This window comes from Pseudomonas sp. SA233 (assembly GCF_054792385.1).
On record NZ_CP096449.1, the window covers coordinates 4,725,592 to 4,749,528 of the forward strand.

A 23,937-nucleotide genomic window follows, 5' to 3' on the forward strand; every position below is an offset into this window, starting at 1 on the left:
AGATACACCACAGCTCTGTAGGAGCAGCCTTGTGCTGCGAGGAGGCCGGTACAGGCAATAAGTTTACTGAGCAACAGCCCCCTCACCAGGCCTTCCACCCACCACAAACCACAGCGGCCACAGCGCCAAGGCCCCCGCCACACCCGCCGCCAGGGCAAAGTGCAGCAAGCTGGCCCCGGCCCCAATCATCGCCAGCAGCGCCCCACCCAACCCCAGCAAGGCAATGGTGATCATCCCCAGCATGGCCGAGACAAGGCCCTTGCTCTGCTCGCTGGCGAACAGCGTCATGCGATACAGCACCGCGTTGGCCACGCCCAACCCCAGCGCGTACAGCGACATGCCCGCCACCACGCTGGTCACACTCGGCCAGTACCATGTCGCCAGTCCCATCAGGCACAGGCCGGCCAGGTATGGCCACAATGCACCGCGCACCAGCGCCGCCAACGGATAGCGATCGGCAATGCGGTTGATGATCAGGTTGCCCAGGATCAGCCCGCCAAACACCGGCAACTGCCACAAGGCGTACTCCATGGTGCTCAGCCCCTCGTCGTGGATCAGCAGCACCGGCGACAGGCCGATCCAGCCAATCAGCGGCAGACCGACCAGGCCCAGGGCCGCGCTGCCAGCGACAAAGCGGCGGTTGCCCAGCAACTGGCCGTAGCCGGCCAGCAATGGCAGCAGGTGGATCGGCGTGAATGCCAGGCGCGAGCCGTCACGGCGCTCCACGCCCAAGGTCTCCGGCATCAGCCGGTACAGCAGCAGCCAGGCCACAACCGCGCCAATGGTGAAGGCCACGAACAGCCAACGCCAGTCCAGCCACTGCAGCAGCAAGGTGCCCACCAGCGGCCCGAGCAGTGGCGAGAGCAAGGCGATGTTGGCCAGCAGGGCCATCATGCGCACGGCGTCGGCTTCGCTGAAGGCTTCGTTCAGGGCCGGGTAGCTGACCGTGACCACAAACCCCAGGCCGATGCCTTGCAGCAGGCGCAGCAAGTTGAACAGGCCGATGTCGTGGACCCAGAAGGTGGCCAGGCAGGCCAGGCCGAAGAACGCGCAGCCGATCAGCAGCAACGGGCGCCGGCCATAGCGGTCGGCCAGCGGGCCGATCAGCCATTGCAGCACCACGCCCCCCAGCAGGTACAGGTTGAGGGCGTGGGGAATGTATTCGGGGCTGGCATTCAGGTCGCCGACCACCACCGGCATGGCCGGCATGACGGCGTCGCTGGCCAGGTAGGTGAGCAGCTCGAACAGGGCCAGGGTCAGACCGAACAGCAAGGCGCGCAGGGGGGTGATGTACAGCAGTGGTTTCATGATGGCGTATCGGGTGTGGCAGGTGGGGTCAGGCTATATGCCAGAAATGGCGGGGTATTGCTGTGAACAAGTGTAAAAAGCCGAGGCCGCTTCGCGCCCCATCGCGACACAAGGCCGCTCCTACAAGGGTTACGCGATTCCCTGTAGGAGCGGCCTTGTGTCGCGATGGGGCGCGAAGCGGCCCCAATCAATGACAACGCGGTATTACTGCGCTGCAGTCTCCTGCACCACGCGAATCACCCGCTGCGGGAACGGAATGTCGATCCCTTCGGCCTTCAACCGGTCACGCGCATGCTCGTTGAGCATGAACATCACATCCCAGTAATCGGCAGTCTTGGTCCACAAGCGCAAGGACACTGTGATCGAGCTGTCGCCCAGGGTCGCGACCACCGCCTGCGGCGCCGGGTCGGGCAGCACGCGCGGGTCCTGCGCCAGCTCCAGCAGCACGTTGCGGGCCTTCTGCAGGTCGGCCTCGTAGTCCACGCCCACATCGAACACCACCTTGCGCGTCGGCTGGCGGTTGGTGTTGGTGATGATGCCGTTGGACAGGCTGCCGTTGGGCATGATCACCGTCTTGTTGTCACCAGTGCGCAGCACGGTGTGGAAGATCTGGATGCTGTCGACGGTGCCGGCCACGCCTTGCGCCTCGATCCAGTCACCGATGCGGAACGGGCGAAACATCAGGATCAGCACACCGCCGGCGAAGTTCGCCAGGCTGCCCTGCAAGGCCAGGCCGATGGCCAGGCCCGCGGCACCGATGGCGGCAACGAACGAGGTGGTCTCGATACCGATCATCGACGCCACGCTGACGAACAGCAGCACCTTCAGCACGATATTCGACAAGGTGCTGATGAAGCCCTGCAGCGCCAGGTCGGCGTTGCGCAGGCCAACCAGCTTGCCCAGGCGGGCGCTGACCTTGTTGATGATCCACCAGCCGACCGCCAGGGTCAGCAGCGCCAGCAGCACACGGCTGCCATATTCCATGATCAAGGGGATCCAGGTCTGGGATTGGCGGACCAGCTGATCGACTTCAGCGTTCAAATCCATATTCATCTCCTGATGCCGAGCGGCAAGTACACGGTAGAACTGGCCACGCGCGATGGCGCAGCCCCGGCCCCCATGGACATCATTTGGCCATCGGGGTTCCGGGCGATGCCCACATCAGTCGCGGAAGTTGTTGAACTGCAGTGGCATGTCGAATTCCTTGGTACGCAGCAGCGCAATGGCTTCCTGCAGGTCGTCGCGCTTTTTGCCGGTAACGCGTACCTGCTCGCCCTGGATGGCGGCCTGCACTTTCAGCTTGGCATCCTTGATGGTGGCGACGATCTTCTTCGCCAGTTCCTTGTCGATGCCTTCGCGGAACTTGGCTTCCTGTTTCTTTTCCTTGCCCGAGGCGTACGGGTCCTTGGTTTCCAGGCACTTCACGTCGATCTTGCGCTTGACCAGCGCCAGGCGCAGGATTTCCAGCATCGCTTCGAGCTGGAACTCTTCCTCGGCGGTGAGCATCACGGTCTGCTCTTTGTCCTTGAACTCGAAGGTGCCCTTGCCCTTGAGGTCGTAGCGACGGTCCAGGTCCTTGATGGCGTTGTCGACCGCGTTCTGCACTTCGTGCTTGTCCAGTTCCGATACCACGTCGAACGAAGGCATGGTTGTTCTCCCAAAATAAAAGCGCGCTCAGGCTGAAGATGGAGCGCGCTGGGTTTGACGGTTAAAATGCGGGCTCATTATAACGGGTTGCGAAACGCATATGAGCAGCACCTGGCATATTCTCGGCGCCGGTAGCCTTGGCAGCCTGTGGGCTTGCCGCCTGGCGCGCGCGGGCAAGGCAGTGCGCCTGATCCTGCGTGACGGGCAGCGGCTGCAGGCCTACCAGCAGGCCGGCGGCCTGACCCTGGTCGAACAGGACCAGTCCCGCCACTACGCCATCCCCGCCGAAACCGCGCAGGCACACGGCCCGATCCATCGCCTGCTGGTGGCCTGCAAGGCCTACGAAGCCGCCCCGGCCATCGCCGGCGTGGCACCTCGCCTGGCCGAAGACGCCGAGGTGGTTCTGCTGCAGAACGGCCTGGGCAGCCAGGACGAGGTCGCCGACCTGGTGCCCCATGCACGCTGCATCTTCGCCTCCAGTACCGAAGGCGCATTCCGCGAGGGAGATTGGCACGTACGCTTTGCCGGCCACGGCTTCAACTGGCTGGGTGACCCACGCAACCCGACGATCCCGGCCTGGTTCGATGACCTGCATCAGGCTGGCATCCCTGCCGAGTGGACGGTGGATATCCTTACCCGTCTGTGGCGCAAGCTGGCACTCAATTGCGCCATCAACCCGCTGACCGTGCTGCACGACTGCCAGAACGGCGGGCTGCTGGGGCACCTGGGCGAAGTGGATGCGCTGTGCGCCGAGCTGGCCCAACTGCTGCGCCGCTGTGGCCAGCCAGAAGCGGCAGACGGGCTGAACGAAGAAGTGCAGCGGGTGATCCTCGCCACTGCGGCCAACTACTCTTCCATGTACCAGGATGTACGCGCAGGCCGCCGCACCGAGGTGCACTACCTGCTTGGCCACGCCTGCCGCGCCGCCGGCCGTCATGGCCTGCAGCTGCCAGAGCTGGAACGCCTGCTGCAGCACCTGGTCGATAACCTGCGTGTGCGTGGTTTGCCCTGCGACTGACGCAGCCCTTTCAACCGGATACGGATATTGCCTAGCCCATGACTTTGCGCCAACGCCTGGAAAACCTCCCGGTCGGGCAGAAGCTGCTGGCAGCCCTGCTGGTGTTGCTGGTGACCATCCTGTTGGTGGCCAACCTCACCTTCATCAGCGCCGCCTACTGGATCACCCAGGAAAGCATGGCGCCACAGGCGCTGCACACCATCGGCCGGCTGGTGGCCAACCCGCAACTGGCGGCGCGCGCCGGCGATACACCGGACACCGCCAGCGCCCTGCTGAAAGAGCTGGACAGCTACACGCCGCTGCGCGCCGCTGCCGTCTACGGTGGCGATGGCCGCATGTTGGCGCAGCTGCAGCATGGCGAGCCGCTGGCACTGCCCAAGCGTTTTCGCAACATCGACGGCTGGCGCCTGATGGAGTTTCGCAGCACCCAGCTGATCCGCATGCCACGTGACGCCAACCCGCCCGCACACCTGCTGCTGGTGGCCAGCAGTGAACTGCCCACGGCTTTCTATACCGGCACCCTCAGCGCCAGCCTGGGCATCCTGGTGTTCAGCATCCTGCTGTGGATCGTCATCGCCCGACAGATAAAACGCCTGATCACCCAGCCGATCAACCAGCTCGAAGAGCTCAGCCGCCAGGTCACCCGCGAAGAGAGCTATGCCTTGCGCGCGCAGCGCGGTAACGACGACGAAATCGGCAGCCTGGCCGAAGCGTTCAACACCATGCTCTCGCGCATCGAAGCCCGCGAACAGCAACTCAAGCGCACCCGCGACGAGTTTCAGGAGGCCTACGACCAGGCCCAGGGCCTGGCCGAGGAAACCCGCCACACCAATCGCAAGCTGGAACTGGAAGTCCAGGTGCGCAGCAAGATCGAGAAAAAGCTCACCGGCTTCCAGAACTACCTCAACAGCATCATCGACTCGATGCCCTCGGCGCTGATCGCCCTGGATGAACAGCTCTACGTGACCCAGTGGAACCACGAAGCCACGGTACTTTCCGGCACGCCTCTGGACGAGGCGCTGAATCAGCCGATCTTCATTGCCTTCGAACCGCTCAAGCCGTTCCTGCCGCAACTGAAGGAAACAGTGGAAAAGCACCGGGTGGCAAAGATCGAACGGGTCACCTGGCCCAAGGGTGACGACCTGCGCCACTACGCCCTGACCTTCTACCCGCTGACCGGTGGCGGCGGCCGTGGCGTTGTCATCCGTATCGACGACATCACCCAGCGCCTGTCGCTGGAAGAAATGATGGTGCAATCGGAAAAGATGCTTTCGGTCGGCGGCCTGGCCGCCGGCATGGCCCACGAGATCAACAACCCGCTGGGCGCGATCCTGCATAACGTGCAGAACATCCGCCGGCGCCTGTCACCAGAACTGCCGCGCAATCAGGAACAGGCAGAGGAGCTGGGCATCGACCTGCCCACGGTCAACCGCTACCTGGAGAGCCGCGAAGTGCCGCAATTGCTCGACGGCATCCAGCAGGCCGGTGCCCGGGCAGCGAAGATCGTCACCCACATGCTCAGCTTCAGCCGCCGCAGCAACCGTCAGCTGGCGCCGTGCGACCTGCCGGCGCTGATCGATCAGGCGGTTGAAATTGCCAGCAACGACTTCGACCTGGCCATAGGCTTCGATTTCAAGGGCCAGGCCATCGTGCGTCAGTTCGACCCCGACCTGGGGCCGGTGCCGTGCACCGCCAACGAATTGGAGCAGGTGCTGCTCAACCTGCTGAAAAACGCGGCCCAGGCCATCCACCAGCGGCCACAGCCGAGCGAGCCCGGGCGCATCACCCTGCGCACCCGCTTGAGCCCGCCATGGGCGGAAATCCAGGTCGAGGATAACGGCGTCGGCATGCCCGAAGGGGTGCGCAAGCGCACCTTCGAGCCGTTCTTCACCACCAAGGAAATCGGCCAGGGTACCGGGCTGGGGCTGTCGGTCTCGTACTTCATCATCACCAACAACCACAAGGGGCAGATGGAAGTGCAGTCCACGCCCGGCCAGGGCACCTGCTTCACCCTGCGCCTGCCCCTTGGCCAGCCGGCAGCGGTGGCGCCGGCCAAAATGGAGAAATGACATGGGCTACCGCCTGTCGAAGATCTACACCCGCACCGGCGACAAAGGCGAAACCGGCCTGGGCGACGGGCGCCGAGTGCCCAAGGACCACCCGCGAATCGAGGCGATTGGCGAGGTGGACAGCCTGAACAGCCAGCTGGGTTTGCTGCTGGCGGGGCTGGCCGAACAAGGGCTGGATGAAGTGAGCGCGGTGTTGGCGCCGTGTCAGCACCGCCTGTTCGACCTGGGCGGTGAGCTGGCGATGCCCAGTTATCAGGCGTTGAACCTGACGGAGGTGGAGCGGCTTGAGGCAGCGATCGATGTGTGGAATGAAGAGCTGGGGCCGTTGAAAAACTTCATCTTGCCCAGTGGCTCGGCGCTGGTGGCGCAGGCGCATGTGTGCCGGAGCCTGGCGCGCAGTGCAGAGCGGCGGTGCCAGCAGCTGAATGCGCTGGAGCCGTTGGCGGGGGTTGGGTTGGCGTATATCAACCGGCTTTCGGATCTGCTGTTCGTGGCCGCGCGGATTATTGGGCGGCGGCAGGGGGTGGCGGAGGTTTTGTGGCAGCCTGCTGAGAAACCAAACGGTTGATATTTCTGGGGCTGCTGCGCAGCCCATCGCCGGCAAGCCAGCTCCCACAGAGCCCGGTCTGTGCTGCCTCTGTGGGTGCTGGCTTGCCGGCGATGGGCCGCAAAGCGGCCCCAATTACAGGCGACTCAGATCTCAGGCCAGAACGCCCGGATCCCGGCCACACCCTGTGCCCCCGCTTCCCAGGTCTGCTCGCGCTCACCCGGCCCTACCCCACCCAGCAGATAGACCGGCTTGTTGAACCCGGCAATCAACCGCTGTGCCTCGTCCCACCCCAGCGGCACCGCCTCAGGGTGTGTCCGGGTTGCCTGCACCGGCGACAAGGTGACGAAGTCCACGCCCATCTGCTCCGCCAGCGCCAGCTCTTCGGCACTGTGGCAGGACGCCGCCAGCCAGCGCTCCTTGGGGAACGGCCGGCCGTTGGCGGCATATTTGCGCAGTTGTGCAGCCGTCAGGTGCCAACCCGCGGCTGGGAAGTCACCCAGCCACTCCAGCGGCCCCTTGAGCATCAGCTGCGCCTTGCCCGCGCAAAGGCCGACCGCATCCACCGCCACATCGCGATACTTGGGATCGTACATGTCCGGGGCACGCAACTGGATCAGGCGAATGCCACTGGCCACTGCCTTCTGGATGCCCTTGAGCATCTGCGGCACTTCCAGGCCATCGGGGGTGATCAGGTACTGATCCGGCAGGCGCGCGGCTGCAACGATCGGCTTGTTGGCCTCGGGGAATTCGTATTGGGGCAAATCGCGTGGAGCAACCCATTCCAGCGGCTGCCCTTCGGCGCCATGCGGCTCGCCGGCGAATGCCTCGACTTCGCGCACATCCAGCAGCACCTGCTTGTCCGGGTAATCGTGGCTGACCTTGATCAGCGCGCGCGAACGGCTCACCTCGATACCCAGCTCCTCGCGCAGCTCGCGGGCCAGCGCCGCCTCGACGCCCTCACCCTCTTCCACCTTGCCGCCCGGGAATTCCCACAGACCGCCCTGGTGCTGGGTATCGGCGCGCCGTGCGATCAGAATACGGCCGTCAGTACCGCGAATGACAGCAGCTACAACATGAATCCGTTTCACCCTTCACGCTCCGCCAGGCCAGCCTTTTGCCAGGCCTGGAAGGCTGGCCACTGATAAATGGTTTCGATATAAGCCGCTGCCTCTGCAGGCACTTCCACACGGTAGGTGCGCAAGCGCACCGCCACCGGGGCGAAGAAGGCATCAGCCAGGCTCGGCCTGCCGAACAGGAACGGGCCGCTGTCCTTGGCCGCAAGGCGACATTCCGACCACAGTGCAACGATACGGTCGATATCGATTTGAACCTCCAGCGGCACACCGTCCAGCGCCTGGTCGCGCGACAGGTCGAACGGCATCGCGCCGCGCAGGGCGAAGAAGCCGCTGTGCATCTGCGCGCAGGCCGAACGGGCCTGGGCCCGGGCCGCCACGTCGGCAGGCCACAGCTGCGCGTCGGGGTGGCGTTCGTTGAGGTATTCGGCAATGGCCAGCGAGTCGGCGATCACACCGTGCTCGGTCTTGAGCAGCGGTACCTTGCCGGTAGCCGAAAAGGCGAGGATGCGCTGACGGGTGTCAGGCTGGTTCAGCTTGATCAGTGTTTCTTCGTAAGGCACGCCAGCCAGCTCGAGGGCCAGGGCGCCACGCAGCGACCAGGAGGAATACAGCTTGTCGCCGATGATCAGGTGATAGCTCATGGTTCGGCTCCATCGTTTGGGAATTCTGGGGCTGCTCTGCAGCCCTTTCGCGACACAAGGCCGCTCCCACATGGGGCGGCGTACGCAGGTCCTTGTGGGAGCGGCCTTGTGTAGCGATGGGCCGCAAAGCGGCCCCAATTACATCAGGTACGGTACTCGGCGTTGATCTTCACGTACTCGTGGGACAGGTCGGTGGTCCAGATGGTTTCGCTGCACTGGCCACGGCCCAGCTCGATACGGATGGTGATCTCTTCCTGGGCCATAACCTTGGCGCCCTGGTCTTCGGTGTAGCTCGGGCTACGGCCGCCTTTGCTGGCAATGCACACGCTGTCCAGGTACACATCGATCAGGCTCACGTCCAGCTCCGGTACGCCGGCACGGCCGACGGCGGCGAGGATACGGCCCCAGTTGGGGTCGGAAGCGAACAGCGCAGTCTTGATCAGCGGCGAGTGGGCCACGGCGTAGCCGACGTCCAGGCATTCCTGGTGGTTGCCACCGCCGTTGACCTGCACGGTAACGAACTTGGTGGCGCCTTCGCCGTCACGGACGATGGCTTGGGCCACTTCCATGCACACTTCGAACACTGCCTTCTTCAGCGCTTCGAACAGTGCGCCGCTGGCTTCGGTGACTTCCGGCAGGTTGGCCTTGCCAGTGGCAATCAGCATGCAGCAGTCGTTGGTCGAGGTGTCGCCATCGATGGTGATGCGGTTGAACGACTTGTTGGCGCCGTCCAGCATCAGGTCCTTGAGCACCGCCGGGGCAACCTTGGCGTCGGTGGCGATGTAGCCGAGCATGGTGGCCATGTTCGGGCGGATCATGCCTGCACCCTTGCTGATGCCGGTGACGGTAACCGTCACGCCATCGTGCTGGAACTGGCGGCTGGCCCCCTTGGGCAGGGTGTCGGTGGTCATGATGCCGGTGGCAGCTTCAGCCCAGTGGTTTTCCGACAGGTTGTCGAGGGCGGCCTGCAGTGCGCCTTCGATCTTCTCGACCGGCAGCGGCTCGCCGATCACGCCGGTGGAGAATGGCAGTACCGACTCGGCCGGTACGCCGGCCAGTTCGGCCAGCTTGGCGCAGGTGCGCTCGGCGGCGGCCAGGCCTGGCGCGCCGGTGCCGGCGTTGGCGTTACCAGTGTTGGTCAGCAGATAGCGCACGGTGCCCTGCACACGCTGCTTGGACAGGATCACCGGCGCTGCGCAGAAGGCGTTGAGGGTGAACACGCCAGCCACGCTGGAGCCTTCGGCGCAGCGCATGACCACCACATCCTTGCGCCCAGGGCGCTTGATGCCGGCAGAAGCGATGCCGAGTTCAAAACCCGGAACCGGGTGCAGGGTGGGCAAAGGACCAAGACCAACAGCCATTAGAGCGCTCCTAGAAAATACGGTGAACAGGTGATGGAAGAGCGGGGCCGCTTCGCGCCCCATTCGCGGCACAAGGCCGCTCCTACAAGGACATCGCAACCATTGGGGCGGGCGCGGTCCCTGTAGGAGCGGCCTTGTGCCGCGAATGGGCCGCAAAGCGGCCCCGGATGTTTCAGGTTACAACAGCCTGGTCAGATCACTCGATCTGCCCGTGGCAATGCTTGAACTTCTTGCCCGAACCACACCAGCACGGCTCGTTGCGGCCCAGCTTCTGCTCGTTGCGCACCGGTGCCGAGGCAACGGCCACTTCGGCGCCCTCCTCGTTCAGCTGCTCGCTTTCCAGGCCCGGAGCAGCGGCATGCTGGAACTGCATGCGGCTGGCCAGTTCCTCGGCCTCGCGGCGCAGGCGTGCTTCCTCTTCGACCGGGTCTTCGCGGCGAACCTGAACGTGCGACAGCACGCGGATGGTGTCGCGCTTGATCGACTCGAGCAGCTCCTGGAACAGGCTGAAGGATTCGCGCTTGTACTCCTGCTTCGGGTTCTTCTGCGCATAACCACGCAGGTGGATACCGTGACGCAGGTGGTCCATGGTCGACAGGTGGTCTTTCCACAGGTCATCCAGCACACGCAGCAGGATCTGCTTCTCGAAGGTACGCAGGGCTTCGATACCGGCCTGGTCTTCCTTCTCGGTGTACGCGGTGGTGATTTCGTTCAGCAGCTTCTCGCGCAGGGTCTCTTCGTAGAGGTGATCGTCCTCGTCGAGCCACTGCTGGATCGGCAGCTTCATGGCGAAATCGCTGGCCAGCGCAGCCTCCAGGCCGGCCACGTCCCACTGTTCGGGCAGCGACTGCGGCGGAATGTGCTGGCTGATGGTAGCGTCCAGTACTTCCTTGCGGAATTCGACGATGGTGTCGCCGATGTTCTCGGCGGCCAGCAGGCTGTTGCGCATGTGGTAGATCACCTTGCGCTGCTCGTTGGCCACGTCGTCGTATTCCAGCAACTGCTTGCGGATGTCGAAGTTGCGGCCTTCGACCTTGCGCTGGGCCTTCTCGATGGCGTTGGTGACCATGCGGTGCTCGATGGCCTCGCCGGACTGCATGCCCAGCGCCTTCATGAAGTTCTTCACCCGGTCAGAGGCGAAGATACGCATCAGGCTGTCTTCCAGCGACAGGTAGAAGCGGCTGGAGCCCGGGTCGCCCTGACGGCCGGAACGGCCACGCAGCTGGTTGTCGATACGGCGCGATTCGTGGCGCTCGGAAGCGATCACGTGCAGGCCACCCGACTCGATCACCTGCTGGTGACGCTTCTGCCAGTCGGCCTTGATCTGGGCGATCTGCTCGGCGGTCGGGTTTTCCAGGGCTGCCACTTCGGCTTCCCAGTTACCGCCCAGCAGGATGTCGGTACCACGGCCGGCCATGTTGGTGGCGATGGTCAGGGCACCTGGCGCACCGGCTTGCGCGATGATCTCGGCTTCCTTCTCGTGGTACTTGGCGTTGAGCACCTTGTGGTCGATACCTTCCTTCTTCAGGAGGTTGGACATGTGCTCGGAGGTTTCGATGGTCGCAGTACCCACCAGCACCGGGCGACCCTGCTTCATGCTTTCCTTGATGTCGGCGATGATCGCGGCGTATTTCTCGTCGGCGGTCAGGTACACCAGGTCGTTGAAGTCTTTACGTGCCAACGGTTTGTTCGGCGGAATGACCATCACGTTGAGACCATAGATCGACTGGAACTCGAACGCTTCGGTGTCAGCGGTACCGGTCATGCCGGACAGCTTGGTGTACAGGCGGAAGTAGTTCTGGAAGGTAGTCGAAGCCAGGGTCTGGCTCTCGGCCTGGATGTTCAGGTTCTCTTTTGCTTCGATGGCCTGGTGCAGGCCTTCGGACAGACGGCGGCCCGGCATGGTACGGCCGGTGTGCTCGTCGATCAGCAGGACCTGGCCGTCCTGGACGATGTATTCGATGTTGCGGTGGAACAGCTTGTGCGCGCGCAGGCCAGCATAGACGTGGGTCAGCAGGCTCAGGTTATGCGCCGAATACAGGCTCTCGCCCTCGGCCAGCAGGCCGGACTGGGTGAGCATCTCTTCGATGAACTGGTGACCGGCTTCGTTCAGCTCGACCTGACGGCTCTTTTCGTCAATGGTGAAGTGGCCTTCCTGGGTGACCTGGCCTTCCACTTCCTCGATGTGCTGGGTAAGGCGCGGGATCAGACGGTTGATCTCGATGTACAGCTTGGAGCTGTCCTCGGCCTGGCCGGAAATGATCAGCGGGGTACGCGCTTCGTCGATGAGGATGGAGTCGACTTCGTCGATCACGGCGAAGTTCAGTTCACGCTGGAACTTCTCTTCCTGGCTGAACGCCATGTTGTCGCGCAGGTAGTCGAAACCGAATTCGTTGTTGGTACCGTAGGTGATGTCGGACGCGTAGGCAGCACGCTTTTCTTCCGGCGGCTGGAAGGCCGAGACGATGCCGACCGACAGGCCGAGGAACTCGTACAGCGGGCGCATCCAGTTGGCGTCGCGGCGGGCCAGGTAGTCGTTGACGGTGACCACGTGCACGCCCTTGCCGGACAATGCGTTGAGATACACGGCCAGGGTACCGACCAAGGTCTTGCCTTCACCGGTACGCATTTCTGCGATCATGCCCTCGTGCAGGGTCATGCCACCGATCAGCTGCACGTCGAAGTGGCGCATGCCCATTACGCGCTTGCCGGCCTCACGGGCCACGGCGAAGGCTTCAGGCAGCAACTGGTCCAGTGTCTCGCCTTTGGCCAGGCGCTCCTTGAACTCTGCGGTCTTGCCCCGCAGTTGCTCGTCGGAGAGGGCCACCATCTTCTCTTCGAGAGCATTGACGATGTTCACCGTCTTGAGCATGCGTTTGACTTCACGCTCGTTCTTGCTTCCAAAAAGTTTCTTTAACAAAGGCGCAAACATATCGGCAGGATCTTCCACACGTAGGGATGGAGGGCGGCCCCATGAGTCGCCCGTGCAGCCCTGAGGCCGCATGCGAACGAGCATTCTACCCGGAAACGATGGTGAGGAAAGTGGTGGATTTCCACGATGCTTGGACAGCGTTTTGGCGGGGGCTTGTTTTAGATAGGGGCATTTTCCCTGAGTTCAAGGTTCGGGAAGATGAAACGTATCGAGAATGAGTCTTGTCTTTTGTTATCTGTGCCGGCCTCTTCGCGGGTAAACCCGCTCCCACAGGATCACCTACACATCAAGGGCAGTGCCGTACCTGTGGGAGCGGGTTCACCCGCGAAGAGGCCAGTGCAGGCTATAGAGATGTTAGACTGCGGACCATGTAACCTCATGCGTACCACCATGGCCTACAAACCCTCCCCCGCCCAGCCGCCCTCGGCCCTGCTCCGCCAGGTCCGCCCGCTGCGCCTGCTGCTGAACCAGGCCGAACGCCTGGAGCACCTGCAGCGCCTGCTGGAAAGCCAGCTGCAACCGGCCGCCCGCGAGCACTGCCATGTGGCGTCGTGGCGCGATGGCACATTGTTGCTGGTGGTGACCGACGGCCATTGGGCAACCCGCCTGCGCTATCAGCAGAAACGCTTGATGTCTGCATTACAGGCCATGGAGGCATTCGCCAACCTCAGGCGCATCCTGTACAAGGTCCAGCCACCACTGGCGCCAGCCAAGCGTGGTGGCAATGCCGCAGAACTGTCCAATAACGCAGCCGAGAGCCTGCGTGATACCGCCGAGGGCATCACTGACCCCAAGCTGCGCGCAGCACTGGAACGATTGGCCGCCCACGCCCGGGACAAGCCATAAAAAAGGCCACCCGAAGGTGGCCTTAATGAACTAGAGAGTGTTCGAACTTACACGGCCGCAACAGGGCGCATGTACGAGATCGGTGCCGTGCTGGCATCTTCGAAGGTGACCACTTCCCAGGCATCGGTTTCGGCAATCAGCTTGCGCAACAGCTGGTTGTTCAGCGCGTGGCCGGACTTGTAGCCCTTGAACTCGCCAATCAGGCTGTTGCCCAGCAGGTAGAGGTCGCCGATAGCGTCGAGGATCTTGTGCTTGACGAATTCGTCTTCGTAACGAAGGCCGTCTTCGTTGAGCACGCCGTCCTCATCGACCACGATGGCGTTCTCGACACTGCCACCCAGCGCAAGGTTGTGCTTGCGCAGGTACTCGATGTCACGCATGAAACCGAAGGTACGCGCGCGGCTGACTTCCTTCACGAACGAGGTGCTGGAAAAGTCGACGCTCGCGCTCTGGGTCCGGTTGCGAAGCACCGGATGATCGAAGTCGATCTCGAAGCTCACCTTGAAACCGTCGAAAGGCAGGAAAGTGGCGCGCTTGTCGCCCTCTTCCACGGTTACCTCACGCAGGATGCGGATGAACTTCTTGGCTGCGTCCTGTTCTTCCAGGCCGGCAGACTGAATCAGGAATACAAAGGGTCCGGCGCTGCCATCCATGATCGGCACTTCCGAGGCGGAGAGCTCGACGTAGGCGTTATCGATGCCCAGGCCCGCCATGGCGGAGAGCAGGTGCTCGACCGTATCGACCTTGACGTCACCGTTGACCAGCGTCGTCGACATGGTTGTCTCGCCGACGTTGGCCGCGCGCGCCGGGATTTCGACCACAGGGTCGAGGTCGGCGCGGCGGAAGACGATGCCGGTGTCAACAGGTGCAGGCTTGAGGGTCAGGTAAACCTTCTCCCCGGAGTGCAGACCGACACCTGTGGCACGGATGGTATTCTTCAGGGTGCGTTGTTTAATCATGGCATTGGCCGCTTCAGCGCAAATTGCGAACAGGTATCAACAAAGGCTGGGGATGATAACAGACCCAACCTTTGATGAATACCAATCACCTTTATACCCCTGATAAATTCCATTAATCAGCCTGACGACGCAGGAATGCCGGGATATCAAGGTAGTCCAGGTCATCCTGAGGGTTCAGTTTAGCGGCTGCAGCGGCACCTGCATGAGCCTGGTTGCGCATTACGGTCGGGCGCTCCAGGTCACGGTAGTTGACCGCAGGCTGCTCCTGGCGAACCGGCGCCGGGTTGGAGGCCTCGTACACCTGCTGGGCAGTCTGCAGGGTGTTGTCGACCACCTTCACAGGCTTCTCGATGCGCGCGCCCAGGCCAGTAGCCACCACGGTCACGTGCAGCTCGTCGCGCATGTCCGGGTCGATCACGGTGCCGACCTTGACCATGGCGTGGTCGGAGGCGAAGGCTTCGATGATGCTACCCACATCGGAATACTCACCCAGCGACAGGTCAGGGCCTGCGGTGATGTTCACCAGGATGCCGCGGGCGCCCTGCAGGTTGACGTCTTCCAGCAGCGGGTTGCGGATCGCTGCCTCGGTGGCTTCACGCGCACGGTTCGGGCCGCTGGCGCAGCCAGTACCCATCATGGCCATGCCCATTTCACCCATCACGGTACGCACGTCGGCGAAGTCGACGTTGATCATGCCCGGGCGCTTGATGATATCGGAGATACCGCGCACGGCACCGGCCAGTACGTCGTCGGCCTTGGCGAAGGCGGACAGCAGGCTGGCATCCTTGCCCAGGATGGTCAGCAGCTTCTCGTTGGGGATGGTGATCAACGAGTCGACGCTTTCGGCCAGCATGCGGATGCCTTCATCGGCGATCTGCATGCGCTTGCGGCCTTCGAACGGGAACGGACGGGTCACCACGGCAACGGTGAGAATGCCCATTTCCTTGGCCACTTCGGCGATGATCGGCGCTGCACCGGTACCGGTACCGCCGCCCATGCCAGTGGTGATGAACACCATGTTGGTGCCCTGCAGCACTTCAGCGATGCGCTCACGGTCTTCCAGCGCGGCCTGACGGCCGACTTCTGGATTGGCACCGGCACCCAGGCCCTTGGTCACGCCAGTGCCCAATTGCAGGATGGTGCGCGCGCCGATGTTCTTCAGCGCCTGGGCATCGGTGTTGGCGCAGATGAATTCCACGCCTTCGATGCTGCTCTTGACCATGTGGTTGACGGCGTTGCCGCCACCACCGCCAACACCGATCACTTTGATGACCGGGCTTTGCGGGACGTTGTCTACGAGCTCGAACATTTTCCCTCTCCTTACAGTTCTCTAGTTGTCGCGCCTACCACTACTGCTTTGAAACTTAGAAATTGCCCTGGACCCAGCGCTTGAAGCGTTCAAGCACTGGAGCCTTCGGTTCATCGCCATAGCTGTTGTTGCTGCTGTTACCGGTCAGGGGCAGGTCTTCGGTCTGCTTCTGCAGACCGTAGGTGAGCAAGCCCACGCCGGTGGAATAGATCGGGTTGCGAACCACGTCGCTGAGCCCCCGAACGCTGTGCGGTACGCCCAGGCGTACCGGCATGTGGAAGATCTCCTCGGCCAGTTCCACGGCGCCTTCCATCTTCGCGGTGCCGCCGGTGAGGACGATGCCGGCCGGCACCAGGTCCTCATAACCACTGCGGCGCAGTTCGGCCTGGATCAGGGTGAAGAGCTCGTCGTAACGTGGCTCCACCACCTCGGCCAGGGCCTGGCGCGACAGCTCGCGCGGTGGGCGATCGCCCACGCTCGGCACCTTGATGGTCTCGCCGGCGCCAGCCAGTTTGGCCAGGGCGCAGGCGTAGCGGATCTTGATTTCTTCGGCGTACTGGGTCGGAGTACGCAGCGCCATGGCGATGTCGTTGGTCACCTGGTCGCCGGCAATCGGGATCACCGCGGTGTGACGGATCGCGCCCTCGGTGAAGATGGCGATGTCGGTAGTGCCACCGCCGATGTCAACCAGGCACACGCCCAGCTCTTTTTCATCGTCGGTCAGCACCGAGTAGGCCGAGGCCAGCTGCTCGAGGATGATGTCGTCGATTTCCAGGCCGCAACGCCGTACGCACTTCTCGATGTTCTGCGCCGCGTTGACCGCGCAGGTGACCACGTGGACCTTGGCTTCCAGACGTACACCAGACATGCCCAGCGGCTCGCGCACGCCTTCCTGGTTGTCGATCACGTAGTCCTGCGGCAGGGTGTGCAGCACGCGCTGGTCGGCCGGGATGGCAACGGCCTGGGCGGCGTCGAGTACGCGCTCCAGGTCGGCCAGGCTGACCTCGCGGTCGCGGATGGCGACGATGCCGTGGGAGTTCAGGCTGCGGATGTGGTTGCCGGCCACACCGACGAAGGCCGAGTGGATGCGGCAGCCGGCCATCAGCTGCGCTTCTTCCACGGCGCGCTGGATCGACTGCACGGTGGACTCGATGTTAACCACCACGCCTTTTTTCAGGCCGCGGGACGGATGAGTACCGATCCCGACGATTTCCAGGGTGCCGTCCTCGCCCACTTCACCCACCAGCGCCACCACCTTGGAGGTGCCGATGTCCAGCCCGACGATCATTTTGCCGCTATGCGCGTTTGCCATGGTCCTGCCTCTCTCTAATTCTTCGCAACGGCGGGTTGGGCCGTCGTCGGTGCAATCGGTTCCCGCCAACCAACGGCAAGTCCGTTGGAGTAACGCAGATCAATGCGGGCGATAGTGGTGATCTGGTCTTTGAGTGTCTTGTCGTAAATGGCAATGAAACGGCGCATCTTCTCCACCAGATGGTCGCGCCCCAGCAGCAGCTCGATGCCCGGCCCGGCGCTGCTCGCGCCCGTGGTCAAGAACCAGCTGCCTCGCTCGCGCAGCTCCAGGCGAGCGATGGAAAAGCCCAGGGGGCGCAGCATCTGGCTCAATACCTGATACTGCTGCATGACTTGTTGCTGAGCACGCTGCGGCCCGGCCAGCTGCGGCAGGTGCTCGTAGTTGGCCAGTTCGCGCGGGGTGAAAGCCTGGCCCTGGTTGTTGAGCAAGGCTTCGTCACCCCAGCGCGCCACCGGCAACTGTTCTTCCAGGCGGATCACCACCTCGTCTGGCCACACCCGGCGCACTTCTGCATGGGCGATCCACGGCATCTGCTCGAGTTCTGCGCGCATCGCCGGCAGGTCGACGCTGAAGAAGCTCGCTGCCACGTAGGGCGCGATACGCTGCTGCACCGACTGCTGGCTGATGTAGCTGAGGTCGCCCTGCACGTCGATCTTGGTGATCGGCCGGTCGGCATATGGCATCAGGCGAATGGCGCCCTCGTAGGCGCCAAACCCGGCCGCCACCAACAGCACCGGCCACAACAGGCGCTTGAGGCCCCCCAGGCTTGGCCGCGGCAGGCGCGCCGATACGGGCTCGTCGGCCACCAGCCTGCTGGCACCACGCGGCACCGGCTTGCTACGGCCGGTAACGGGTTGCTGCTGACGTATCATCGCGCCTTGCATGGTTTTAACCTCGCGTCGCCACGCTCTCGGCCAGGATCGCCAGCACCAGTTGCTGGAAGTCCAGGCCGGCCGCGCGGGCCGCCATGGGCACCAGGCTATGGTCGGTCATGCCGGGTGCGGTGTTGACTTCGAGCAGCCAGAACCGGCCCTGCTCGTCCTGCATCACGTCCAGCCGCCCCCAGCCTTCGATGCCGATGGCATCGCAGGCACGCGCGGTCAGGTCGATCAGTTCCTGTTCCTTGACGCTGTCCAGGCCGCAGGGAATGCGATACTGGGTATCGTTGGCGATGTACTTGGCGTCGTAGTCGTAGAACACGTGCGGTGTACCCAGGGCGATCGGCGGCAGCACCTGGCCGCGCAATACCGCGACGGTGAACTCCGGCCCGTGGATCCACTGCTCCACCAGTACCTGGGAATCGTAACGGGCGGCATCCTGCCAGGCGGCGACCAGTTCCTGGGCGCTGTTCACCTTGGCCATGCCGATGCTGGAACCTTCATGGGCGGGTTTGACGATAAGCGGGAAGCCCAGTTCCGTACTGGCCTGCAAACAATCGCTTTCGCTCGCCAGCACCGCGTGGCGCGGGGTCGGAATGCCCAGGCTCTGCCACACCTGCTTGGTGCGCAGCTTGTCCATGGCCAGTGCCGAGGCAAGGATGCCACTGCCGGTATAGGGAATGCCCAGGCACTCGAGCAGGCCTTGCATGCTGCCGTCTTCACCGCCACGGCCGTGGAGGATGATGAAGGCGCGGTCGATCTTCTCGCTTTGCAGGCGGTCCAGCAGGTCGTCACCCACGTCGATGGCGACCACGTCGACACCGGCGGTGGTCAGCGCGTCGATCACTGCGGCGCCGGACTTGAGCGACACTTCGCGCTCGGCGCTCTTGCCGCCGTACAGCACCGCGACGCGGCCGAACGCCTTGACGTCCAGGGTCGAGTGCAGTTTGTCGTAGGCGCTGGTCATTTCGACTTCTCCTGCTTGGCGCCAGCGAACAGCGGGCTTTTCATCAATTGAGGGGCCAGGCCGCCGACATCACCGGCACCTTGGCAGATCAGGATGTCGCCAGCGCGCAGCAGTGGCTTGACCAGTGGCGCAAGGTCGACACCACGTTCGATGTAGATCGGGTCCAGCTTGCCGCGCTGGCGGATGCTGTGGCACAGCTGGCGGCTGTCGGCGCCGGGGATCGGCTCTTCGCCAGCCGGGTAGACTTCCATCAGCAGCAGCACGTTGGCATCGCCCAACACCTGGACGAAATCGTCGTACAGGTCGCGGGTACGGCTGTAGCGGTGCGGCTGGTAGACGATCACCAGGCGGCGGCTTGGCCAACCGCCGCGCACGGCCTGGATCACCGCAGCCACTTCGGTCGGGTGGTGGCCGTAGTCGTCGACCAGCATCACGCTGCCGCCTTCGACCGGCAGTTCGCCGTACACCTGGAAGCGGCGGCCGACGCCCTGGAACCCGGACAGGCCCTGGACGATGGCTTCGTCAGTGATGCCTTCGTCGGTGGCGATGGCGATGGTGGCCAAGGCGTTGAGCACGTTGTGGTTACCGGGCATGTTCACCGACACCTCCAGCGGCTCGCGATCACGACGCAGCACGGTGAAGTGGGTCTGCATGCCCATCTGGCGAACGTTGATGGCGCGGACGTCAGCCTCGTCGCTGAAGCCATAGGTCACGGTCGGGCGCTTGACCTGTGGCAGGATCTCGCGCACCACCGGGTCGTCCAGGCACATAACGGCCAGGCCGTAGAACGGCAGGTTGTGCAGGAATTCGACAAAGGTTTTCTTCAACTTGTTGAAGTCACCTTCGTAGGTCGCCATGTGGTCGGCGTCGATGTTGGTGACCACGGCCACCATCGGCTGCAGGTGCAGGAAGCTGGCATCGCTCTCGTCTGCTTCGGCAATCAGGTAGCGGCTGGTACCCAGCTGGGCATTGGTGCCGGCAGCGGTCAGGCGGCCACCGATGACGAAGGTCGGGTCCAGGCCACCGGCGGCGAACACCGAGGCCAGCAGGCTGGTGGTGGTGGTCTTGCCATGAGTGCCGGCAACGGCCACGCCATGCCGATAGCGCATCAGCTCGGCGAGCATCTCGGCACGCGGCACCACCGGAATGCGCCGCTCGAGGGCGGTGGCGACTTCCGGGTTGGCTGGGTTGATAGCGCTGGAAACCACCAGCACATCGGCAGTGGCGGCGTTCTCGGCGCGGTGGCCGACGAAAATCTCGGCACCGAACGACTCCAGACGCTCGGTGACCGGCGAAGCCTTCAGGTCGGAACCGGACACTTCATAGCCCAGGTTCAGCAACACTTCGGCAATGCCGCACATGCCCACGCCGCCGATACCGACGAAGTGGATACGGCGGATACGGCCCATCTTTGGCTGGGGCATGGCTTTCTGGCTTTCAACCATGGGCCACCTCCAGGCAGATATCGACCACGGTGCTGGTTGCGGCAGGTTTGGCCAGGCGCCGTGCGGTGCCTGCCATGACGTTGAGTTTCTCGGGTTGCATCAGCACCTCGTTCAGGCGTTCAGCGAGCTGCGCTGCGCCAGTTGTCGCTTGTGGCATCAGGAAGGCAGCGCCTTCCCGGGCCAGATATTGGGCGTTGTGGGTCTGGTGGTCGTCGATCGCATGGGGCAATGGCACCAGCATCGAAGGCAGGCCCGCTGCCGCCAGCTCACTGACGGTCAAGGCGCCGGCCCGGCACACCACAATGTCGGCCCAGCCATAGGCTTGGGCCATGTCCTTGATGAAGGGCTCTACCTGAGCCTCGACGCCCGCCTCGCGATAACGCTCGGCGGTGGCCGGCGCGTGTTGCTTGCCGGCCTGGTGGAACACCTCTGGCCGCAGCGCGGGGGGCACTTCGGACAGGGCCTTAGGCAACAATTTGTTCAATGGTTCCGCCCCCAGGCTGCCGCCCATCACCAGCAGGCGCGCACGGCGCTCGGCCAGCGGCGCGCGCAGGGCGTCCATGAACAGCTCCGGGCGCACCGGGTTGCCGGTGGTGCGCAGTTTGTCGCTGGCGGCGAAGGTGGCCGGGAAGGCTTCGCAAACACGCGCAGCCAGCGGCAGCAGCAGGCGGTTGGTAGTACCGGCGCGAGCGTTCTGCTCGTGGATCACCAGCGGTACGCCGCACAGGCGTGCGGCCACGCCGCCTGGGCCGGTCACATAGCCACCGAAGCCGACCACGCATACCGGCTTGAGCTCACGCACGATACGCCGCGCCTGCAGCACGGCCTTGACCAGGGTGAACGGCGCCTTGAGCAACGACAGCTTGCCCTTGCCGCGAAGGCCGCTGACCTGGATCAGATGCAACGGCAGGCCGGCCTGGGGCACCAGTTCGTTCTCGATGCCACGCGGGGTGCCCAGCCAGTGCACGCTGTAACCGCGCGCCTGGAATTCACGGGCGCAGGCCAGGGCCGGGAACACGTGGCCCCCGGTGCCGCCCGCCATGATCAGTACGTTCCTGCCGTCAGCGGCCATGATTGGTCTCCTCGGCAAAATCGCTTTCACTGAATTCGTGCTCCTCACTGCCCAGGTGCGTACGGCTTTCCCACTCGATACGCAGCAACAGACCCACGCAGGCACAGCAGATCACCAGCGAGCTGCCCCCGTAGCTGAGGAACGGCAGGGTCAGGCCCTTGGTCGGCAGCAGGCCGACGTTCACACCGATGTTGATCAGGAACTGGCCGATCCACAGGAAGGCCAGGCCGAACGCAACATAAGCGGCAAAGAACTGTTTGGCTTTTTCAGCCCACAGGCCGATATACAGGGCACGCACAGTCACGAATACGAACAGCGCTATAGTCAGCAGCGAGCCGACCACGCCAAGTTCTTCGGCCAGTACCGAGAACACGAAGTCGGTGTGCGCTTCAGGCAGGTAGAACTGCTTCTGCACGCTGTTGCCCAGACCAACGCCGAACCACTCGCCACGGCCGAAGGCAATCAGCGCCTGGGTCAGCTGGTAGCCCGAGCCGAACTGGTCGGACCACGGGTCGGTAAAGGTAATCAGGCGAGCCATACGGTAAGGCTGCGCCTGTACCAGGACGAACACCGCAACCACCGCCAATACCACCATCAGGCTGAAGCGGAACAGCCCCACCCCGCCGAGGAACAGCATGGCCGCCGCCGCGCCCATCATCACCACGGTGGCACCGAAGTCCGGCTCCATCAGCAGCAGGGCAGCCATGGGCAGCAGCACGATGAATGGCTTGAAGAAGCCCATCCAGGTTTCGCGTACCTCGGTCTGCCGGCGCACCAGGTAGCCGGCCAGGTAGATGACCACGAACACCTTGGCTATTTCCGAAGGCTGCACGTTGAAGAAGCTGAAGCCGATCCAGCGCATGGAACCGTTCACTTCGCGGCCGATACCCGGCACCAGCACCAGCACCAGCAGGCCGAAGGCCCCCAGCAGCATCAGGAAGCCCATACGCTGCCAGGTGGCGATCGGCACCATCATGGTGGCGCCACAGGCGACCAGCCCAAGGAACACGTACACCAAGTGGCGGAACATGTGGTAAAGCGGGTTGCCAGACTGCACCGCAGCCACTTCCGAGGACGCCGAGGTGATCATCACCAGGCCCAGGCCCAGCAAAGCCAGGCAGCCGGCGAGCATCGCGAAGTCCAGGTCGATGCCACGGCCGCTGATCAGCGGCGACGGATAGGGCTTGAGGATGCCAAAGATCATGCAAGGCCTCCCGCTGCCTGGGCGAACAGGCGCCCGCGTTCTTCGAAGTTCTTGAACATGTCGAGGCTGGCGCACGCCGGCGACAGCAGCACGGCATCACCCGCCTGGGCCAGTTCGGCGCATTGCTGCACGGCGTCGTCGAGGGTCTTGACGCGGACCAGTTGCACGCCGTCACCCAGGGCTTCGGCCAGGCGCTCGGCATCACGGCCAAGCAGTACCACGGCACGGCAGAAGCGCTTGACCGGCTCGCGCAACGCGGCGAAGTCGGCGCCCTTGCCATCGCCACCGGCGATCAGCACCAGCTTGCCTTCGATGTCGGCACCCAGGCCTTCGATCGCGGCCAGGGCAGCACCGACGTTGGTGGCCTTGGAATCGTCGTACCAGTTAACGCCGTTGCGCTCGCGCACCCACTGGCAACGGTGGGCCAGGCCGCCGAACTCGCGCAGCGCCTCGAGCATCGGTTCGAACGGCAGGCCGGCAGCGTGCCCCAGAGCCAGAGCCGCCAGGGCGTTGCTCTGATTGTGGGCGCCACGAATCTTCAGCTCACGTGCCGGCATCAGCGCCTGGAACTCGAACGCCAGGTATTTTTCGCCGTCCACTTCACGCAGGCCGAAGGCCTTGAAATCCGGTTGGTTGAGACCGAAGGTCCAGCATGGGCGGCCTTCCACCGGCAGCGGCCGGGACAGGGCATCCTGGCGGTTGACCACGACCTGGCGGGCACCACGGAAGATCCGGTGCTTGGCCAGGTGGTAGGCCGGCAGGCCGCTGTAGCGGTCCATGTGGTCTTCGCTGATGTTCAGCACGGTGGCCACTTCGGCGTTGAGCTGGTCGGTGGTTTCCAGCTGGAAGCTGGACAGTTCTAGCACGTACAGCTCGACGTCATCGGCCAGCAGGTCCAGCGCCGGGGTACCGAGGTTGCCGCCCACCGCCACGCGCTTGCCTGCCTTGGCGGCCATTTCGCCCACCAGGGTGGTGACGGTGCTCTTGGCGTTGGAGCCGCTGATGGCAATGATCGGGGCCTTGGCGTGGCGGGCGAACAGTTCGATGTCACCGGACAACTTCACCCCACGCGCGGCCGCCTGCTGCAGGGCCGGGGTGGCCAGGGCCAGGCCGGGGCTGACGTACAGCTCGTTGGCGCGGCACAGGAAGTCCACGTCCAGTTCACCACAGCGCACTTCCACCTGCGGGTAATCACGGCGCAGGGTGTCCAGTTCCGGCGGTTGCTCGCGGGTGTCGGCGACCGCAAAGGCAATGCCCCGGCTCGCCAGGAAGCGAACCAGGGACATGCCGCTCTTGCCGAGGCCGACAACGATGCGGAATTGGTCGGAAGCGATCAAGGACAC

The 23,937-nt window shown here is 63.8% G+C and carries 20 protein-coding genes; 4 read left to right on the forward strand and 16 right to left on the reverse strand.

Annotated features, from left to right (window positions below; translation table 11 throughout):
• Positions 1–63: 63 nt before the first annotated feature.
• From M1D87_RS21680 to M1D87_RS21690, 3 genes are all read right to left on the reverse strand, one after another.
• Complete coding sequence (locus tag M1D87_RS21680) at positions 64–1,308, reverse strand: MFS transporter (protein ID WP_061552435.1); 1,245 nt, start codon at positions 1,306–1,308, stop codon at positions 64–66.
• A gap of 204 nt (positions 1,309–1,512) precedes the next feature.
• The gene (locus M1D87_RS21685) at positions 1,513–2,355 is read right to left on the reverse strand and encodes a mechanosensitive ion channel family protein (protein ID WP_015271698.1); all 843 of its coding nucleotides are present in this window, start codon (positions 2,353–2,355) and stop codon (positions 1,513–1,515) included.
• A 114-nt stretch (positions 2,356–2,469) separates the two neighbouring features.
• Positions 2,470–2,955, reverse strand: a complete 486-nt coding sequence (locus tag M1D87_RS21690) for a YajQ family cyclic di-GMP-binding protein (protein ID WP_003260761.1) — start codon at positions 2,953–2,955, stop codon at positions 2,470–2,472.
• A 100-nt stretch (positions 2,956–3,055) separates the two neighbouring features.
• Between M1D87_RS21690 and M1D87_RS21695 the strand changes: the two genes are divergently transcribed.
• Genes M1D87_RS21695 through M1D87_RS21705 form a run of 3 tightly spaced genes read left to right on the forward strand, consistent with a single transcriptional unit; the run spans position 3,056 to position 6,610 of the window.
• Entirely contained in the window at positions 3,056–3,973 is a 918-nt protein-coding gene (locus M1D87_RS21695; protein WP_123084996.1) for a putative 2-dehydropantoate 2-reductase, read from the forward strand.
• A 38-nt stretch (positions 3,974–4,011) separates the two neighbouring features.
• Complete coding sequence (locus tag M1D87_RS21700; RefSeq protein WP_013974101.1) at positions 4,012–6,042, forward strand: sensor histidine kinase; 2,031 nt, start codon at positions 4,012–4,014, stop codon at positions 6,040–6,042.
• Between the two features lies 1 nt (position 6,043).
• The gene (locus M1D87_RS21705) at positions 6,044–6,610 is read left to right on the forward strand and encodes a cob(I)yrinic acid a,c-diamide adenosyltransferase (protein WP_123084995.1); all 567 of its coding nucleotides are present in this window, start codon (positions 6,044–6,046) and stop codon (positions 6,608–6,610) included.
• 125 nt (positions 6,611–6,735) lie between these two features.
• Here the strand turns inward: M1D87_RS21705 and M1D87_RS21710 are convergent, their stop codons facing one another.
• The 4 genes from M1D87_RS21710 to secA form a co-directional block, all read right to left on the reverse strand.
• Positions 6,736–7,680, reverse strand: coding sequence for a Nudix family hydrolase (locus tag M1D87_RS21710; RefSeq protein WP_123084994.1), 945 nt, complete (start codon positions 7,678–7,680; stop codon positions 6,736–6,738).
• Positions 7,677–8,309, reverse strand: coding sequence for a glutathione S-transferase family protein (locus M1D87_RS21715; protein WP_013974104.1), 633 nt, complete (start codon positions 8,307–8,309; stop codon positions 7,677–7,679). The genes M1D87_RS21710 and M1D87_RS21715 overlap by 4 nt, the downstream gene beginning before the upstream one ends.
• A 143-nt stretch (positions 8,310–8,452) precedes the next feature.
• The gene (gene argJ, locus M1D87_RS21720) at positions 8,453–9,670 is read right to left on the reverse strand and encodes a bifunctional glutamate N-acetyltransferase/amino-acid acetyltransferase ArgJ (RefSeq protein WP_023662147.1); all 1,218 of its coding nucleotides are present in this window, start codon (positions 9,668–9,670) and stop codon (positions 8,453–8,455) included.
• 196 nt (positions 9,671–9,866) lie between these two features.
• Entirely contained in the window at positions 9,867–12,602 is a 2,736-nt protein-coding gene (secA, locus tag M1D87_RS21725) for a preprotein translocase subunit SecA (RefSeq protein ID WP_039612997.1), read from the reverse strand.
• A gap of 390 nt (positions 12,603–12,992) precedes the next feature.
• On the opposite strand from secA, the gene M1D87_RS21730 reads away from it, so the two are divergent.
• Complete coding sequence (locus tag M1D87_RS21730; protein ID WP_232881268.1) at positions 12,993–13,448, forward strand: DUF721 domain-containing protein; 456 nt, start codon at positions 12,993–12,995, stop codon at positions 13,446–13,448.
• 47 nt (positions 13,449–13,495) lie between these two features.
• Here M1D87_RS21730 and lpxC read toward each other — a convergent pair whose 3' ends face one another.
• The 9 genes from lpxC to murD form a co-directional block, all read right to left on the reverse strand.
• Positions 13,496–14,407, reverse strand: a complete 912-nt coding sequence (gene lpxC, locus M1D87_RS21735) for a UDP-3-O-acyl-N-acetylglucosamine deacetylase (protein ID WP_023661965.1) — start codon at positions 14,405–14,407, stop codon at positions 13,496–13,498.
• Between the two features lie 112 nt (positions 14,408–14,519).
• Complete coding sequence (gene ftsZ / locus M1D87_RS21740) at positions 14,520–15,716, reverse strand: cell division protein FtsZ (RefSeq protein ID WP_003260772.1); 1,197 nt, start codon at positions 15,714–15,716, stop codon at positions 14,520–14,522.
• A 55-nt stretch (positions 15,717–15,771) separates the two neighbouring features.
• Entirely contained in the window at positions 15,772–17,028 is a 1,257-nt protein-coding gene (gene ftsA, locus M1D87_RS21745) for a cell division protein FtsA (protein ID WP_015271706.1), read from the reverse strand.
• 14 nt (positions 17,029–17,042) lie between these two features.
• A complete protein-coding gene (locus M1D87_RS21750) occupies positions 17,043–17,912 on the reverse strand; it encodes a cell division protein FtsQ/DivIB (protein WP_012274056.1) in 870 nt (289 codons plus the stop codon).
• Between the two features lie 4 nt (positions 17,913–17,916).
• A complete protein-coding gene (locus M1D87_RS21755; protein ID WP_015271707.1) occupies positions 17,917–18,873 on the reverse strand; it encodes a D-alanine--D-alanine ligase in 957 nt (318 codons plus the stop codon).
• Positions 18,870–20,318 carry a UDP-N-acetylmuramate--L-alanine ligase gene (gene murC, locus M1D87_RS21760; protein WP_003260781.1) on the reverse strand — a complete coding sequence of 483 codons (1,449 nt, stop codon included), beginning with the start codon at positions 20,316–20,318 and terminating at the stop codon, positions 18,870–18,872. Before murC ends, M1D87_RS21755 begins: the two co-directional genes overlap by 4 nt.
• Positions 20,311–21,390, reverse strand: coding sequence for an undecaprenyldiphospho-muramoylpentapeptide beta-N-acetylglucosaminyltransferase (gene murG / locus M1D87_RS21765; RefSeq protein WP_015271708.1), 1,080 nt, complete (start codon positions 21,388–21,390; stop codon positions 20,311–20,313). The genes murC and murG overlap by 8 nt, the downstream gene beginning before the upstream one ends.
• Positions 21,380–22,594 (reverse strand): putative lipid II flippase FtsW, encoded by a 1,215-nt coding sequence (ftsW, locus tag M1D87_RS21770; RefSeq protein WP_061552443.1) that lies wholly within the window; start codon positions 22,592–22,594, stop codon positions 21,380–21,382. Before ftsW ends, murG begins: the two co-directional genes overlap by 11 nt.
• Positions 22,591–23,937, reverse strand: coding sequence for a UDP-N-acetylmuramoyl-L-alanine--D-glutamate ligase (gene murD / locus M1D87_RS21775; protein WP_039613069.1), 1,347 nt, complete (start codon positions 23,935–23,937; stop codon positions 22,591–22,593). The genes ftsW and murD overlap by 4 nt, the downstream gene beginning before the upstream one ends.

Excerpts from the sequence above, each read along its gene's own strand:
- M1D87_RS21690 (WP_003260761.1), bottom strand. The coding sequence starts at position 2,955 with ATGCCTTCGTTCGACGTGGTATCGGAACTGGACAAGCACGAAGTGCAG.
- M1D87_RS21700 (WP_013974101.1), top strand. The coding sequence starts at position 4,012 with ATGACTTTGCGCCAACGCCTGGAAAACCTCCCGGTCGGGCAGAAGCTG.
- murG (WP_015271708.1), bottom strand. The coding sequence starts at position 21,390 with ATGGCCGCTGACGGCAGGAACGTACTGATCATGGCGGGCGGCACCGGG.
- M1D87_RS21695 (WP_123084996.1), top strand. The coding sequence starts at position 3,056 with ATGAGCAGCACCTGGCATATTCTCGGCGCCGGTAGCCTTGGCAGCCTG.
- M1D87_RS21750 (WP_012274056.1), bottom strand. The coding sequence starts at position 17,912 with ATGCAAGGCGCGATGATACGTCAGCAGCAACCCGTTACCGGCCGTAGC.
- argJ (WP_023662147.1), bottom strand. The coding sequence starts at position 9,670 with ATGGCTGTTGGTCTTGGTCCTTTGCCCACCCTGCACCCGGTTCCGGGT.
- secA (WP_039612997.1), bottom strand. The coding sequence starts at position 12,602 with ATGTTTGCGCCTTTGTTAAAGAAACTTTTTGGAAGCAAGAACGAGCGT.
- lpxC (WP_023661965.1), bottom strand. The coding sequence starts at position 14,407 with ATGATTAAACAACGCACCCTGAAGAATACCATCCGTGCCACAGGTGTC.
- M1D87_RS21705 (WP_123084995.1), top strand. The coding sequence starts at position 6,044 with ATGGGCTACCGCCTGTCGAAGATCTACACCCGCACCGGCGACAAAGGC.
- ftsW (WP_061552443.1), bottom strand. The coding sequence starts at position 22,594 with ATGATCTTTGGCATCCTCAAGCCCTATCCGTCGCCGCTGATCAGCGGC.
- M1D87_RS21730 (WP_232881268.1), top strand. The coding sequence starts at position 12,993 with ATGGCCTACAAACCCTCCCCCGCCCAGCCGCCCTCGGCCCTGCTCCGC.
- ftsA (WP_015271706.1), bottom strand. The coding sequence starts at position 17,028 with ATGGCAAACGCGCATAGCGGCAAAATGATCGTCGGGCTGGACATCGGC.
- M1D87_RS21680 (WP_061552435.1), bottom strand. The coding sequence starts at position 1,308 with ATGAAACCACTGCTGTACATCACCCCCCTGCGCGCCTTGCTGTTCGGT.
- M1D87_RS21755 (WP_015271707.1), bottom strand. The coding sequence starts at position 18,873 with ATGACCAGCGCCTACGACAAACTGCACTCGACCCTGGACGTCAAGGCG.
- ftsZ (WP_003260772.1), bottom strand. The coding sequence starts at position 15,716 with ATGTTCGAGCTCGTAGACAACGTCCCGCAAAGCCCGGTCATCAAAGTG.
- murC (WP_003260781.1), bottom strand. The coding sequence starts at position 20,318 with ATGGTTGAAAGCCAGAAAGCCATGCCCCAGCCAAAGATGGGCCGTATC.
- M1D87_RS21715 (WP_013974104.1), bottom strand. The coding sequence starts at position 8,309 with ATGAGCTATCACCTGATCATCGGCGACAAGCTGTATTCCTCCTGGTCG.
- M1D87_RS21685 (WP_015271698.1), bottom strand. The coding sequence starts at position 2,355 with ATGGATTTGAACGCTGAAGTCGATCAGCTGGTCCGCCAATCCCAGACC.